Origin of the sequence: Massilia sp. BHUDP2, from assembly GCF_046236355.1 — a bacterium.
GTDB lineage: Bacteria > Pseudomonadota > Gammaproteobacteria > Burkholderiales > Burkholderiaceae_D > Telluria > Telluria varians.
Genome location: NZ_JBJUVW010000003.1, coordinates 920,584 through 933,564, shown reverse-complemented (window position 1 = coordinate 933,564; position 12,981 = coordinate 920,584). Strand labels below are relative to the sequence as shown.

Here is a 12,981-nt window from a genome sequence, read left to right as displayed (position 1 = left end):
GTTTTACGCGTGCTCTTCGGGGGCACGCGTCATGCGCGAGAACATCGGCGCCACGATCAGGCCCAGCTCGTAGAGCAGACACATCGGGATGGCCAGCGCCAGCTGGCTGACCACGTCCGGCGGCGTGACGATGGCGGCGATGACGAAGGCGCCGACGATCACGTAGGAACGGATCTCGCGCAGCTTCTCGATGCTGACGATCCCCATGCGCACCAGGATGATGACGACCACCGGCACCTCGAAGGTGGCGCCGAAGGCCAGGCACATCGACATGACGAAGTCGAGGTAATTCTCGATGTCGGGCGTCACCGCGATGGACGTCGGCGCGAACTCGCCGATGAAGTGGAACACGCGCCCGAACACGAAGAAGTAGCAGAAGGCCACGCCGCCGATGAACAGCAGCGAAGACGAGATCACCAGCGGCAGCACCAGGCGTTTCTCGTGCGCGTACAGGCCGGGGGCGACGAAGGCCCACAGCTGGTAGAACACCCAGGGCAGCGACAGGATGAAGGCCAGCAGCAGCGTGACCTTCATCGGCACCAGGAAGGGCGACACGACGCCGGTCGCGATCATCTTGGCCCCAGGCGGCAGCGACGCGATCATGGGCGCGGCCAGCAGGTCGTAGACCTGCGAGGGTCCCGGCCAGATGAACAGGGCCGCGCAGGCGATGGCGATCCCGATCGACGCCTTGACCAGGCGGTCACGCAGTTCGACGAGGTGGGAAATGAAGGTTTCGCCTGCGGCTTCTTCGGTCATCTAGAAAAAGGAAGTCTTGGATTTGCTTGAACCCGGCCGGAACTTGCGCACGCGCGCGGCGCCGGAGAGCACATGGGTCTTGCCGCCGTTGCGGTGCTTGTACCAGGCCGGCACGCTTGATGTCCGCACCAGCTTCTTGCGCCGGAAGTCGCGCGCCTTGCGCTCGATGTCGCCCGTGCTGACGAAGGGATACGTGCCGGACGAGGAGGTGCTGGAGGTGGAGGAGGAAACATGCTCCCTGCCGTCCCACAGCGCCTCGACCTCGTCAACGTGGCTGGACATGGACTGCTCGACCTCGTCCTTGAACGAAGCCGCGCTCTCGTGCACTTCCTTGTGCAGGTTGCGCAGCTCGTCGAGCTCGATCTCGCGGCTGACCTCGGACTTGACGTCGTGCAGGTAGCGCTGGGCGCGCCCGTACAGGGTGCCCGCCATGCGCGCCACCTTCGGCAGCTTTTCAGGGCCGATCACGATCAGCGCGACAACGCCGATGATCGCCAGCTTCGACAGTCCCAGATCGATCATGCCCGTGGATCAGTGACGGGTCTTGTCGCGGGCTTCCACGTCGATGGTGGACTTGTCGGCCACCTGCTGCGGCGGCTGGGTGCTGGTCGAAGCAGCGTTCGGATTGGCCTTGTCTTCCTCGCCCTTCACGCCATCCTTGAAGCCTTTCACGGCCTTGCCGAGGTCACCACCGATGTTGCTGATTTTCTTGGTGCCGAAAATCAGCATCACGACCACCAGGACGATCACCCAGTGCCAAATACTCATCGAACCCATGTTTATCTCCTAGCAAGGCGCATCGCGCCTGTAATTCGGGAAAGCGTACGTTTCAGTATACGCCATACGGGGCGTCTTGCCCCCACTAAAATCTTAGTTCGGGCTTAGGTACCGAGCCCGCGCCATGGGCGCTTGCCGCCATACACGTGCAGGTGCAGGTGGTAAACCTCCTGCCCGCCGTCCGGTCCGCTGTTGATCAGGGTCTTGTAGCCACCGCTGCGTCCGCCGTTGCCGTCGGATTTGACGGCAATACCATGCTCTTCTGCAAGCTTCGGCGCCAGCGCCAGCATCTTGCCCAGCACGGCCGCGTGATCCATGCCGCAGTCGGACAGGCTGTCCACGTGCTGCTTCGGGATCACCAGGAGGTGTACCGGGGCAGCCGGGTTGATGTCCTTGAAGGCCAGCACGTCGTCGTCTTCATAGACGACGCTGGCCGGAATCTGCTTGGCGACGATCTTGCAAAAAATGCAGTTATCCATCTTGTCTCCGATCTTGTTACAGCGTCCCCTGTCAGGAACCCGTGCATCCTACCGGCATCGCATGACATCGATGTGACGGCGGAGGCCTGATTATGACATCGCTTGCAGGCATGGCAAGCGTGAGTAGGTACTTACTGTTTGCTTATTGTCTGTTTATTCTTTGCGCGCAGCTTTTTCTTCGATTCCCGACACGCCTTCGCGGCGCGCCAGTTCATCGATCACCTGCTGCGGGCTCAGGCCGAATTGCGCCAGCAGGACCATCGAGTGGAACCACAGGTCGGCGGTCTCGTAGAGTACCTTGGAGGCATCGCCCGAGACGCGCGCGTCCTTGGCGGCCATCACGGTTTCGGTCGCTTCCTCGCCGATCTTCTTCAGGATGGCGTCGTCGCCCTTGCTGAACAGCTTGGCAACGTAGGAAGTCGCAGGGTCGCCGCCGGCTGCCGGCTTGCGCGACTCGATGGTGGCCGCGACGCGGGCCAGGATCTCACTCATGGGATTTCTTGTTCTGGGAATAGATGGTGTCGGGGTCCTGCAGCACGGGATCGACCGCCTGCCAGTCCTCGCCGTCGAAGCGCTGGAAGAAGCAGGAGTGGCGCCCGGTGTGGCAGGCAATGCCGCCCTTCTGCTCGATCTTGAGCAGCACGACGTCTTCGTCGCAGTCGAGGCGCATTTCCAGCACTTTCTGGGTGTGGCCGGATTCTTCGCCCTTGTGCCACAGCTTCTTGCGCGAGCGGCTCCAATAGACGGCTTCGCCCAGCTCCGCCGTCTTCGCGAGCGCCTCGCGGTTCATCCAGGCGAACATCAGGATGTCGCCGGTGGCGGCTTCCTGGGCGATCACCGGCACCAGCCCGTTCTCGTCCCAGCGGATTTTATTCAGCCACTTGTTCGGCATGTTCACTCCAGGCGCATCGGGATGCCGCGCTCGTGCATGAAGCGCTTGGCTTCGCCGACCGTGTGCTGCCCGTAGTGGAAGATGCTGGCGGCCAGCACGGCGTCGGCATGGCCTTCGAGGATGCCGTCGGCCAGGTCCTGCAGGCCGCCCACGCCGCCCGAGGCGATCACGGAAATGCCGACCGCGTCGGACACGGCGCGGGTCAGGCCCAGGTCGAAGCCGGACTTGGTGCCGTCGCGGTCCATCGAAGTGAGCAGCAGCTCTCCGGCGCCGAGCGATTCCATCTTGCGCGCCCACTCGACGGCATCCAGCCCGGTCGCGTTGCGCCCGCCATGGGTGAAGACTTCCCACTTGCCGGGCGCGACCTGCTTGGCGTCGATCGCCACCACGATGCACTGCGAACCGTGCTTCTGCGAGGCGTCGAACACCAGCTGCGGATTGGTGACGGCCGAGGTGTTCATCGACACCTTGTCGGCGCCGGCATTGAGCAGGCGCCGCACGTCCTCGACCTTGCGCACGCCGCCACCGACGGTGAGCGGGATGAACACGGTCGAGGCCACGGCTTCGATGATCGGCAGGATCAGGTCGCGGCCGTCGCTCGAGGCGGTGATGTCGAGGAAGGTGATTTCGTCGGCGCCCTGTCCGTCATAGCGGCGTGCGATCTCGACCGGGTCGCCGGCGTCGCGCAGCTCGGTGAAGTTGACGCCCTTGACCACACGGCCGCCGGTGACGTCGAGGCAGGGGATGATGCGTTTTGCGAGCATGGAGCTTAAGCCTGGGCGCCCTCGGTCAGTTCATCGGCCCGTTCCTGCGCCGACGTCAGGTCCAGCGTGCCTTCGTAGATCGAACGGCCGCAGATCACGCCTTCGATGCCTTCGTCCTGCACCGCGCACAGCGCTTCGACGTCGGCCAGGTTGTGCACGCCGCCCGAGGCGATGATCGGGATCTTGACGGCCTGGGCCAGCTTGACGGTCGCTTCGATGTTCACGCCGCCCATCATGCCGTCGCGGCCGATGTCGGTATAGACGATCGACTCGACGCCGTAGCCTTCGAACTTCTTGGCCAGGTCGATGACTTCATGCCCCGACATCTTGCTCCAGCCGTCGGTGGCGACCTTGCCGTCCTTGGCGTCCAGGCCGACGATGATCGAGCCCGGGAAGGCGCCGCAGGCGTCGTGCAGGAAGCCCGGGTTCTTCACCGCGGCGGTGCCGACGATGATGTAGGTGATGCCGTCGTCCAGGTAGCGCTCGATGGTGTCGAGGTCGCGGATGCCGCCGCCCAGCTGGACCGGGATCTCCTCGATGCCCATTTCTTCGGCGTAGTCCTGCACGGTTTTCAGGATCGACTTGATCGCTTCCTCGTTCTTCGGCTTGCCCGCGAACGCGCCGTTCAGGTCGACCAGGTGCAGCCGGCGTGCGCCCTTTTTCAGCCAGTGCAGCGCCATTTCGGCGGGGTCTTCGGAAAACACGGTGGCGAGGTCCATGTCGCCCTGTTTCAGGCGAACGCAGTGACCGTCTTTCAGGTCGATGGCAGGGATCAGCAGCATGGTCGTTGTCGGTTGGTTGGCAGCGGATTAAGGTTGAAACTCACGGTTTCCAATGAATGAAATTGCGGTACAGGCGCAAGCCGGCGGCTGCGCTCTTTTCGGGGTGGAACTGGGTGGCGACCAGGTTGTCGCGCGCGACGGCACAGGTGTACATGCCGCCATAGTCGGCCTCGCCGATCGTGTCGGCAGGCTCGTCGGGCGCAGCATAATAGCTGTGCACGAAATAGAAATAACTGCCGTCCTCGACGCCTTCCCACAGCGGGTGGGCGCGGGTCTGGCGTACGCGGTTCCAGCCCATCTGCGGCACCTTGAAGCGCGAGCCGTCGGCCTGCAGTTTGCCATCCAGCTGGAAGCGCACGACCCGGCCCGGCAACAGGCCCAGGCCCGGCGTGCCTTCGTTCTCTTCGCTCTCGTCGAACAGCATCTGCTCGCCGACGCACACGCCCATCACCGGGCGCGTCTTCACGGCGCGCAGCAGGGCTTCCTCGGCGCCGGATTCGCGCAGGCTGCGCATGCAGTCGCGCATCGCGCCCTGGCCCGGCAGCACGATGCGGTCGGCCGCATCGATGTCGGCCGCGTTGTTGGACACCAGGATGTCGGCCTCGGGCGCCGCGGCGCGCAGCGCCTGCGCCACCGAGCGCAGGTTACCCAGGCCGTCGACCACCACAATCTTGTTCGTCATGATGGTTTTACAGGGTGCCTTTGGTCGAAGGGATGATGCCGGCGGCGCGCTCGTCCAGCGCGGTGGCCATGCGCAGCGCGCGGCCGAAGGCCTTGAACACGGTCTCGCACTGGTGGTGCGCGTTCACGCCGCGCAGGTTGTCGATGTGCAGGGTCACGCCGGCGTGGTTCACGAAACCGCGGAAGAATTCGCCGGTCAGGTCGACGTCATAGGTGCCGATCATGGCGCGCGTCCAGGGGATGTGCATTTCCAGGCCCGGACGGCCGGAAAAATCGATCACCACGCGCGACAGCGCTTCGTCCAGCGGCACGTAGGAGTGGCCATAGCGCACCATGCCCTTCTTGTCGCCCACGGCCTTGGCCACCGCCATGCCCAGCGTGATGCCGGTGTCCTCGACGGTATGATGCGCGTCGATGTGCAGGTCGCCGACGGCTTCGACTTCGAGGTCGATCATGCCGTGGCGCGCGATCTGGTCGAGCATGTGGTCGAGGAAGGGGACGCCGGTATTGAGATTCTGGCGGCCGGTGCCGTCGAGGTTGATCGCGACGCGGATCTGCGTCTCGTTGGTGTTGCGCGTGATGTCGGCGGTGCGGTTCATTGCTGGGGGCTCGTCAGTGCGGCCTGCCCGGAAGGGGCTGCCGCGGGTAACACTTTATAGGGACGCTTTCAGGGCATTCAGGAATGCGGTGTTTTCTTCAGGGGTACTGACCGTGACGCGAATGCAATTGGCCAATACCTTGTCCATTTTACTCAAATTTTTAATCAGCACCTTTTCGTCGCGCAGTTTTGAACAGGTACGGTCCGCGTCCGGCACCCGCATCGAGATGAAATTCGCCGCCGATGGAAACACTTCGACTCCCGGCAGGGCCGCCAGTTCGGCGGCCAGGCGCGTGCGCTCGGCGTTCAGCATCTCGGCCTGCTGGTCGAGCACGTCGAGGTGGTCGAGCGCGAACTCGGCCGCGACCTGGGTCAGCACGTTGACGTTGTAGGGCGGGCGCACCTTCTCGAACTGCTCCAGCAGTTTCGGATCGCCCGACAGGTAGCCGAGGCGGATGCCGGCCAGGCCCAGCTTGGACAGGGTGCGCATCACGACCAGGTTCGGGAACTCCGGCAGGCGGCCCATGAAGCTCTTCTTGGCGAAGGGCTGGTAGGCCTCGTCCACCACCGCGATGCCGGTCTCGCCCAGCGCGCGGATGATGGCTTCCATGTCTGCGGCATCGAACAGGTTGCCGGTCGGGTTGTTCGGGTAAGCCAGGAAGACCAGCGACGGCTTGTGCTGCGCGATGGCGGCCAGCATGGCCGGCAGGTCGAGCGAGAAGTCGGCTTTTACCGGCACGCCGACGAAATCGGCGCCCGCGAACCCGGCCGAACGCGCGAACATCACGAAGGCCGGGGTCGGCGCCATGACGACCGCCCGTTTGTCCTGGCGCGCCACGGCGGTGGCCATGATCGAGATGAGCTCGTCCGAGCCGTTGCCGAGCAGGACGTCGTATCCGCCCGGCACGCCCAGGCCGGCGCAGATCTTCCCCTTGAGCGTGGTGTAGGAAGGCGGTGGATAGCGGTTCAGCGCGGCGTCGGCCAGGCGCTGGCCCAGCTCGGCGCGCAGCGCGTCCGGCAGTTCATAGGGGTTTTCCATCGCGTCGAGCTTGATGTAGCCGCTCGCATCCGGCACGAAGTAGGTGGCGGTGTCGCGGACGTCTTGGCGGATGGTATTGGCGATCAACTTGTCGATCGCAGTGACGCTCGATGTCATGCGGTTTCCTCGTTCAGGGGAGCGTTCTTCGCGCTCTTGCGTTTTTTACCTGCGACCGGCACCTCGGGCGCGGCCAGGCGCGCGCGGATGATGTCGCAGTAGGCGGGGTTCAGTTCGAAGCCGGTGAAATGGCGCCCGGTCTGGCGCGCGGCGATGGCCGTGGTGCCGCTGCCCATGAAGGGGTCGAGCACGACGCCGCCCGGCGGGCAGGAAGCTTTCACCATGCGCTCGATGATCTCGAGCGGCTTCTGGGTCGGGTGGTCGGCGCGCTCCGGGTGCTCGCGGTGCAGGCGCGAGACGCTCCACACGTCCTTCGGGTTGTAGCCGACTTCCAGCCACTTGGCGCCGATGAAGATCGAGCGCGAGCGCGCCTTCTTGGTCTCGGCGTCATAGGGGATGCGCACGGCATCCAGGTCGAAGTAATAATCCTTGCGGTTGACGAAGAAGCCGATGGTGTCGTGCACCGAGGAGAAGCTGCGCACGCTGCCGCCCATCGAGGGCACGCGGCGGTCCCAGATGATCTCGTTCATCATCGTCATGCGCCGTTTCAGCATCACGAAGATCTCGGGTGCGAAGCGCCAGGTCAGAAAAATGTACAGGCTGCCGTTGGCTTTCAGCTTGGGCAGCGCGGCATCGATCCATTGCTCGGTCCAGGCCAGGTAATCCTCGACGCTCTGCTGGTCGGAGGCATTGCCGTAGTCCTTGCCGAGATTGTAGGGCGGGTCGGTCAGGATCAGGTCGATGGACGCATCCGGGATGCGCGCCATGCCGGCGAGCGCATCCTCGCAGAAGACCTGGTCGACCCAGGTGCTCATGATTTCAGGCGGAGTTCTGCGCTGCGGGCGTGCGCCTGCAGGCCTTCGCCATAGGCCAGCTCGGCCGCCACCTTGCCCAGCGTCTGGGCGCCCTGCTCGCTCACCTGGATCACGGACGAGCGCTTCTGGAAGTCGTACACGCCCAGCGGCGAGGAGAAGCGCGCGGTGCGCGAGGTCGGCAGCACGTGGTTCGGGCCGCAGCAGTAGTCGCCCAGCGACTCGGACGAGAAGCGGCCGAGGAACATGGCGCCGGCATGGCGGATTTTATCCGCCCACTGCAGCGGCTCCTCTGCGGAGATCTCGAGGTGCTCGGCGGCGATGGCATTGGCGATCTCGCACGCCTCTTCCATGTCGCGCACCTTCACCAGGGCGCCACGGTCGCTCAGCGAGGTGGTGATGGTCGCGGCGCGCGGCATGGTCGGCAGCAGCTTGTGGATGCTCGCTTCCACGCGCGCGATGTAGTCCGCATCCGGGCACAGCAGGATGGCCTGGGCCAGCTCGTCGTGCTCGGCCTGCGAGAACAGGTCCATCGCCACCCAGTCCGGGTCGGTCGTGCCGTCGCACAGCACCAGGATCTCCGACGGGCCGGCGATCATGTCGATGCCGACCGTGCCGAACACGCGGCGCTTGGCGGCCGCCACATAGGCGTTGCCCGGGCCGACGATCTTGTCCACCGCGGGAATGGTCTCGGTGCCGTAGGCCAGCGCGCCGACCGCCTGGGCGCCGCCGATGGTGATCACGCGGGTGACGCCGGCGATCGCCGCGGCAGCCAGCACCATCTGGTTCTTCACGCCATCCGGGGTCGGCACCACCATCACGATTTCCTGCACGCCCGCCACCTGGGCCGGAATGGCGTTCATCAGGACCGAGGACGGATAGGCAGCCTTGCCGCCCGGGACGTAGATGCCGACGCGGTCCAGCGGCGTCACGCGCTGGCCCAGCACGGTGCCGTCAGGCTCGGTGAAGGTAAAACCGTTCAGTTCCTGCTTCTGGCGCTCGTGGAACACGCGGATGCGCTCCGCTGCGGTACGCAATGCCGCGCGTTGCGCTTCCGGCAGCAAGGCCAGGGCCGCATCCAGTTCGTCCTGCTTGACGTCGAAGGCGGCCATCGAAGCAGCGCCGCCGTTCGGGATGCGATCAAAACGGTTGGTGTACTCCAGCACGGCAGCGTCACCGCGATGCTTCACGTCCGCCAGGATCTTCGCGACGCTGGACTCGATGGCGTCGTCGGTTTCGGCTTCGAAAGCCAGCAGGGCGGAAAGCAGCTGCTTGAAGTCGGGGGCGGTGGAGTCGAGCTTGCGGATCTGTACTGCCATGATGCTTTAGCCTTGTTGTGAGGATGCCCGCTGGAAGGCATCGAGGATGGGTTGCAGGCGCTCGCGCTTGAGCTTGAGCGCGGCCTGGTTGACCACCAGGCGCGACGAGATGTCCATGATCTTTTCGACTTCCACCAGGTTGTTGGCGCGCAGGGTGCCGCCGGTGGAGACGACGTCGACGATGGCGTCGGACAGGCCGACCAGCGGCGCCAGTTCCATCGAACCGTACAGCTTGATCAGGTCGACGTGCACGCCCTTGCGGGCGAAGTGCTCGCGCGCGGTGTTGACGAACTTGGTCGCCACGCGCAGGCGCGCGCCCTGGCGCACCGCGCTCTCATAGTCGAAGCCGGCGTTCACCGCCACCGACATGCGGCAGCTGGCGATGTGCAGGTCGATCGGCTGGTACAGGCCTTCGCCGCCATGCTCGAGCAGCACGTCCTTGCCGGCCACGCCGAAGTCGGCGGCGCCATGCTGGACATAGGTCGGCACGTCGCTGGCGCGCACGATCAGCACGCGCACGCCCGGGTCGTTGGTCGGCAGGATCAGCTTGCGCGAGGATTCCGGATTCTCGAGGACGGTGATGCCGGCGCTTTCCAGCAGCGGCAGGGTGTCCTCGAAAATGCGGCCCTTGGAGAGGGCCAGGATCAGGCCCGGCTCTCCGGTGTTGGTGGTGATAGTCATTCTTTGATGCGGACGATGTCGGCGCCGACGGCCGAGAGCTTGACTTCCATGCGGTCGTAGCCACGGTCGAGGTGGTAGATGCGGTCGACCAGGGTAGTGCCCTGCGCCGCCATGCCGGCGATCACCAGCGAGGCCGAGGCGCGCAGGTCGGTCGCCATCACCGGCGCGCCGACCAGGCGGTCCACACCCTTGATGAAGGCGGTATTGCCCTCGGTGGAGATCTGGGCGCCCAGGCGGTTCATCTCCTGCACGTGCATGAAGCGGTTTTCGAAGATGGTTTCGGTGACGCGGCTCGGACCGTCGGCCAGGATGTTCACGGCCATGAACTGGGCCTGCATGTCGGTCGGGAAGCCCGGGTATTCGGTGGTGCGGAACGAGACCGGGTGCGGACGCTTGTCCATGCGCGCGCGGATCGTGTCCGTGCCGACGTCGAGCTGCAGGCCGATCTCGCGCAGCTTGTCGAGCGCCACGTCGAAGATGTCGGTGCGGGTGTTGCGCAGCATGATGTCGCCGCCGGTGGCCGCCACCGCGCACAGGAAGGTCGCGGCTTCGATGCGGTCCGAGATCACGGCGTGCTGCGCGCCATGCAGGGCTTCGACGCCCTGGATCACCAGGCGGTCGGTGCCGATGCCTTCGATCTTTGCGCCCATGGCCACCAGGAGGTTGGCCAGGTCGGTCACTTCCGGCTCGCGCGCGGCGTTCTCCAGCACGGTCTCGCCCTCGGCCAGGGTGGCGGCCATCAGGAGGTTCTCGGTGCCGGTCACCGTGATCATGTCGGTGTGGATGCGCGCGCCCTTGAGCTTGCCGTTGGTCCGGGCGTGGATGTAGCCGCCTTCGATGGTGATCTCGGCGCCCATCTGGCGCAGGCCCTTGATGTGCTGGTCGACCGGACGCGAACCGATCGCGCAGCCGCCCGGCAGCGAGACCCTGGCTTCGCCGAAGCGCGCCAGTAGGGGGCCCAGCACCAGGATCGAGGCGCGCATGGTCTTCACCAGCTCGTACGGTGCTTCCAGCGAAGTGATGTTCGAACCATTCAGGGTGACGCGTTCGTCGTCCTGGGTCACCTTCAGGCCGGTCTGGGCGAGCAGCTTGAGGATGGTGCGCACGTCGTGCAGGCGCGGCACGTTCGACAGTTCGAGGTCGCCGCCCGTCAGCAGGCCGGCGCACAGGATGGGCAGCGCCGCGTTCTTGGCGCCCGAAACGGAAATGTCGCCATTCAGGCGCTTGCCGCCAACGATCTGGAGCTTGTCCATGTTTTAGCCTTGGTACTCTTCAGGGGTGAGGGTCTTCATCGACAGCGCGTGGATCTCTTCGCGCATGCGGTCGCCGAGCGCGGCGTACACCAGCTGGTGGCGCTGGATCGGGCGCTTGCCGGCAAAGCTTGGGGACACGATGACCGCCGTGAAATGCTGGCCGTCGCCTTCGACCTGAAGGTGGGTGCATTCGAGGCCGGCGCTGATGTAGCTGTGGATCAGTTCGGGTGTGGTCGCCACGGGTAACTCCAAGTGAATTCTTTTAGTGGCGCAGCCTGTAGCCGCGCTTGAGAAGGTTGACCGCAATGGCCGCCAGCACCACGAAGAACACCGACACGATGGCCAGGCTGGTCCAGGGCGAGACGTCGGACTTGCCGAAGAATCCATAGCGGAACCCGTCAATCATATAAAAGAACGGGTTGAAATGCGAGACTGCGAGCCAGAACGGCGGCAGTTTTTGGATGGAATAGAACACCCCGGCCAGGAAGGTGGCCGGCATGATCAGGAAGTTCTGGAAAGCGGCCAGCTGGTCGAACTTCTCGGCCCAGATGCCGGCGATCACGCCCATGGTGCCGAGGATGGCCGCGCCCAGGAAGGCGAACACCAGGATCCACAGCGGCGCCACGAAACTCAGGTGGGCAAACCAGGCGGTGATCACGAACACGCCGAAGCCGACCACGACGCCGCGCAGCACGGCCGCCGCCACATACGCCGACAGGATTTCGGCATGCGACAGCGGCGGCAGCAGGATGAACACCAGGTTGCCGGTGATCTTGGACTGGATCAGGGACGAGGACGAGTTGGCGAAGGCGTTCTGCAGCACGCTCATCATCACCAGGCCCGGGATCAGGAAGGCGGTGTAGCTGACGCCGTCCAGCATCTCGACGCGGCCGTCCAGCACGTGGCCGAAGATCAACAGATACAGCATGGCCGTGACGACCGGCGCGGCGATGGTCTGGGTCGCCACTTTCCAGAAGCGCAGCGACTCCTTGTAGAACAGGGTGCGGAAACCCACGGAGAACAGGGTCATTGCGGACCTCCCGGCTGTTTGTCGCCGACCACCTGCAGGAAGATGTCTTCCAGGTCGGCCTGCTCGAGCTGCATCTCGTCGATCACGGCGCCGTTCGTGCGCAGGCTGGCCAGGATCGGCTCGACTTCGTTGACGTGGTTGACGCGCAGGGTGTAGCGGTTGCCGCTGCCGTTGTTCTGGTCGTGCTCGTCGTGCGAGACCAGGTGGCGCAGGCCATCCGGCAGTTCGCCGCTCTTCAAATGCACCACCAGCTGCGAGCCGGACACGCGGCGCAGCAGCGCCGACATGGTGTCCAGCGCCACCACTTCGCCCAGTTTGAGCATCGCCACGCGCTGGCACATGGCCTGCGCTTCTTCCAGGTAGTGGGTGGTCAGGACCACGGTATGGCCCTCGCGGTTCAGGCGCGAGATGAACTTCCACAGGGTCTGGCGCAGCTCGACGTCGACGCCGGCGGTCGGCTCGTCCAGCACGATGACCGGCGGCTTGTGCACCAGCGCCTGGGCCACCAGCACGCGGCGCTTCATGCCGCCCGACAGGGCGCGCATGTTGACGTCGGCCTTGTTGGTGAGGTCGAGGTTATGCATCACCTCGTCGATCCAGGCGTCGTTGTTCTTGATGCCGAAATAACCCGACTGCAGGCGCAGCGTCTCGCGCACGGTGAAGAAGGGATCGAACACCAGTTCCTGCGGCACCACGCCCAGGCGCTTGCGCGCTTCGCGGAAGTCGCTCACGACGTCGTGGCCGTGGATCTTGACGCTGCCCACGTCCGGGCGGATCAGGCCGGCCACGGTGGAGATCAGGGTGGTCTTGCCGGCGCCGTTGGGGCCGAGGAGGCCGAAGAACTCGCCTTCCTCGATGTTCATCGAGACGCCCTTGAGGGCCTTGAAGCCCTTGTAGCTCTTCTCGACGCTGTTAATCTGGATCGCTGTCATTCTTGTTGGGAGGCGGCGCGAGCGCGCCAGGCCGTGCGGGGAAACGACCCATTATAGGGGAAATCGACA

The 12,981-nt window shown here is 64.9% G+C and carries 18 protein-coding genes; all 18 read right to left on the bottom strand.

Annotation, left to right across the window (positions count from 1 at the left end):
- Positions 1-3: 3 nt before the first annotated feature.
- A complete protein-coding gene (gene tatC, locus ACK6C6_RS20990; protein ID WP_036209600.1) occupies positions 4-756 on the bottom strand; it encodes a twin-arginine translocase subunit TatC in 753 nt (250 codons plus the stop codon).
- Positions 757-1,278, bottom strand: coding sequence for a Sec-independent protein translocase protein TatB (gene tatB, locus ACK6C6_RS20985; RefSeq protein ID WP_409269088.1), 522 nt, complete (start codon positions 1,276-1,278; stop codon positions 757-759). It lies immediately after the preceding gene.
- Positions 1,279-1,287: 9 nt separating this feature from the next.
- Positions 1,288-1,533, bottom strand: a complete 246-nt coding sequence (gene tatA, locus ACK6C6_RS20980; RefSeq protein WP_036209607.1) for a Sec-independent protein translocase subunit TatA — start codon at positions 1,531-1,533, stop codon at positions 1,288-1,290.
- 104 nt (positions 1,534-1,637) lie between these two features.
- Positions 1,638-2,012 carry a histidine triad nucleotide-binding protein gene (locus ACK6C6_RS20975; RefSeq protein WP_027866460.1) on the bottom strand — a complete coding sequence of 125 codons (375 nt, stop codon included), beginning with the start codon at positions 2,010-2,012 and terminating at the stop codon, positions 1,638-1,640.
- A gap of 153 nt (positions 2,013-2,165) precedes the next feature.
- Positions 2,166-2,504, bottom strand: coding sequence for a phosphoribosyl-ATP diphosphatase (locus ACK6C6_RS20970; RefSeq protein ID WP_036209610.1), 339 nt, complete (start codon positions 2,502-2,504; stop codon positions 2,166-2,168).
- On the bottom strand, positions 2,497-2,904 hold the full coding sequence (gene hisI, locus ACK6C6_RS20965; protein ID WP_307189304.1) for a phosphoribosyl-AMP cyclohydrolase: 408 nt from the start codon (positions 2,902-2,904) through the stop codon (positions 2,497-2,499). The genes ACK6C6_RS20970 and hisI overlap by 8 nt, the downstream gene beginning before the upstream one ends.
- A gap of 2 nt (positions 2,905-2,906) precedes the next feature.
- Positions 2,907-3,668, bottom strand: a complete 762-nt coding sequence (hisF, locus tag ACK6C6_RS20960) for an imidazole glycerol phosphate synthase subunit HisF (protein ID WP_027866457.1) — start codon at positions 3,666-3,668, stop codon at positions 2,907-2,909.
- Between the two features lie 5 nt (positions 3,669-3,673).
- Positions 3,674-4,450: a 1-(5-phosphoribosyl)-5-[(5-phosphoribosylamino)methylideneamino]imidazole-4-carboxamide isomerase gene (gene hisA / locus ACK6C6_RS20955; RefSeq protein ID WP_036209620.1), complete on the bottom strand. Its 777-nt coding sequence runs from the start codon at positions 4,448-4,450 to the stop codon at positions 3,674-3,676.
- Positions 4,451-4,490: 40 nt separating this feature from the next.
- The gene (hisH, locus tag ACK6C6_RS20950; protein WP_027866455.1) at positions 4,491-5,132 is read right to left on the bottom strand and encodes an imidazole glycerol phosphate synthase subunit HisH; all 642 of its coding nucleotides are present in this window, start codon (positions 5,130-5,132) and stop codon (positions 4,491-4,493) included.
- A gap of 7 nt (positions 5,133-5,139) precedes the next feature.
- Positions 5,140-5,730 (bottom strand): imidazoleglycerol-phosphate dehydratase HisB, encoded by a 591-nt coding sequence (hisB, locus tag ACK6C6_RS20945; RefSeq protein ID WP_027866454.1) that lies wholly within the window; start codon positions 5,728-5,730, stop codon positions 5,140-5,142.
- Between the two features lie 54 nt (positions 5,731-5,784).
- Positions 5,785-6,885 carry a histidinol-phosphate transaminase gene (gene hisC / locus ACK6C6_RS20940; RefSeq protein WP_409269087.1) on the bottom strand — a complete coding sequence of 367 codons (1,101 nt, stop codon included), beginning with the start codon at positions 6,883-6,885 and terminating at the stop codon, positions 5,785-5,787.
- Positions 6,882-7,700, bottom strand: coding sequence for a site-specific DNA-methyltransferase (locus ACK6C6_RS20935; protein WP_209589903.1), 819 nt, complete (start codon positions 7,698-7,700; stop codon positions 6,882-6,884). Before ACK6C6_RS20935 ends, hisC begins: the two co-directional genes overlap by 4 nt.
- Positions 7,697-9,016, bottom strand: a complete 1,320-nt coding sequence (hisD, locus tag ACK6C6_RS20930) for a histidinol dehydrogenase (protein ID WP_409269086.1) — start codon at positions 9,014-9,016, stop codon at positions 7,697-7,699. Before hisD ends, ACK6C6_RS20935 begins: the two co-directional genes overlap by 4 nt.
- Positions 9,017-9,022: 6 nt before the next feature.
- Entirely contained in the window at positions 9,023-9,697 is a 675-nt protein-coding gene (gene hisG / locus ACK6C6_RS20925; protein ID WP_409269085.1) for an ATP phosphoribosyltransferase, read from the bottom strand.
- Complete coding sequence (gene murA, locus ACK6C6_RS20920) at positions 9,694-10,950, bottom strand: UDP-N-acetylglucosamine 1-carboxyvinyltransferase (protein ID WP_209589900.1); 1,257 nt, start codon at positions 10,948-10,950, stop codon at positions 9,694-9,696. Before murA ends, hisG begins: the two co-directional genes overlap by 4 nt.
- Before the next feature lie 3 nt (positions 10,951-10,953).
- Positions 10,954-11,190, bottom strand: a complete 237-nt coding sequence (locus ACK6C6_RS20915; protein ID WP_036209638.1) for a BolA family protein — start codon at positions 11,188-11,190, stop codon at positions 10,954-10,956.
- 22 nt (positions 11,191-11,212) lie between these two features.
- A complete protein-coding gene (locus ACK6C6_RS20910; RefSeq protein ID WP_036209641.1) occupies positions 11,213-11,980 on the bottom strand; it encodes an ABC transporter permease in 768 nt (255 codons plus the stop codon).
- Positions 11,977-12,912 carry an ABC transporter ATP-binding protein gene (locus ACK6C6_RS20905; RefSeq protein ID WP_292043320.1) on the bottom strand — a complete coding sequence of 312 codons (936 nt, stop codon included), beginning with the start codon at positions 12,910-12,912 and terminating at the stop codon, positions 11,977-11,979. The genes ACK6C6_RS20910 and ACK6C6_RS20905 overlap by 4 nt, the downstream gene beginning before the upstream one ends.
- Positions 12,913-12,981: the final 69 nt, after the last annotated feature.